The following is a 1,195-nucleotide window of genomic DNA, read 5'->3' on the forward strand; positions in this document are numbered from 1 at the left end:
CCCTCGGACAGGGCGACCAGGACCAGTAGCCCCCACTTGCCGGTGACGTCGCGGATCAGGGTGCGGGAGGGACAGTCGCTGCTCAGGATGGGGCTCCCGATCAGGGGGAGCGCGCGCCGGCCCGCCGACTCTTCTTCGGTTTCCGTTCGACTCATGGCACCAACTTACCAAAAGGTGCGTACCCCACCCAAGGAATGTGGTGTCGGCCGGTGTCGTTGTCGATCGACGGAACACACCGTCCACCACCGTCACAGAACCGAGGAACAGCATGTCCGTCGTCGTCACCGGTGCCACCGGCCACCTGGGCCGCCTCGTCGTCGAATCCCTCCTGGAGCGCGGCCTGCCCGCAGGTGAGATCACCGCGACCGGCCGTGACACCACCAAGCTGGCCGACCTGGCCGAGCTCGGTGTCTCCACCGCGCGCGCCGACTTCGAGGACCCCGCCTCCCTGCGCGCCGCCTTCGCCGGGGCCCACACCCTCCTGCTGGTCTCCGGCAGCGAGGTCGGCAAGCGCACCTCCCAGCACCGCAACGCCATCGAGGCCGCCAAGGAGACCGGTGTCGGCCATATCGCCTACACCAGCGTCCTTCGGGCCGACCGGAGCACGCTGTCGCTGGCCCCCGAACACAAGGCGACCGAGGAGATCCTCGCCGAGTCCGGTCTGCCCCACACCCTGCTGCGCAACGGCTTCTACAGCGAGGTCTACGTCGACCGGCTGGAGCAGGCACGCGAGAACGGCGCCGTGGTCGGCAGCGCGGGTGAGGGACGCGTGTCCAGCGCCTCGCGCCGCGACTACGCCGAGGCCGCCGCCGTGGTCCTGCTCGACCCCGCCGCGCACGCCGGCGCCGTGCATGAGCTGGTCGGTGACCGGGCCTGGACCTACGCCGACCTGGCGGCGGCCATCGGCGAGGTGCTGGGCCGCGAGGTGGCCTACCGTGACCTGGGCGACGAGGGGTTCAGGGCGGTGCTCACCGGCGCCGGCATGGACGAGGGCACCGTGGAGTTCGTCGCGGGGCTGGAGGTCGCCACCCGCGAGGGTGAGCTGCAGGCCGAGCCGGGCCTGCTCGCCAAGTTGATCGGCCGACCCACCACTCCGATCGTGGACACCCTGCGCGCCGGAGTCTGAGCGGTCCGGTCTTCCCGGTCAGGTGGGGGCCTCGGTGCGGGAGCGGTGGAGTTCCAGCAGGAGTCGGGT

The 1,195-nt window shown here is 71.2% G+C and carries 1 protein-coding gene; it reads left to right on the forward strand.

Annotation, left to right across the window (positions count from 1 at the left end):
- Positions 1-268: 268 nt before the first annotated feature.
- Positions 269-1,126 carry an SDR family oxidoreductase gene (locus ACWGKS_RS30030; protein ID WP_452525112.1) on the forward strand — a complete coding sequence of 286 codons (858 nt, stop codon included), beginning with the start codon at positions 269-271 and terminating at the stop codon, positions 1,124-1,126.
- Positions 1,127-1,195: the final 69 nt, after the last annotated feature.

This window comes from Nocardiopsis sp. NPDC055879, assembly GCF_053615935.1.

Bases quoted from the DNA above. Each gene is read 5' to 3' on its own strand.
- ACWGKS_RS30030 (WP_452525112.1), top strand. From the start codon at position 269: ATGTCCGTCGTCGTCACCGGTGCCACCGGCCACCTGGGCCGCCTCGTC.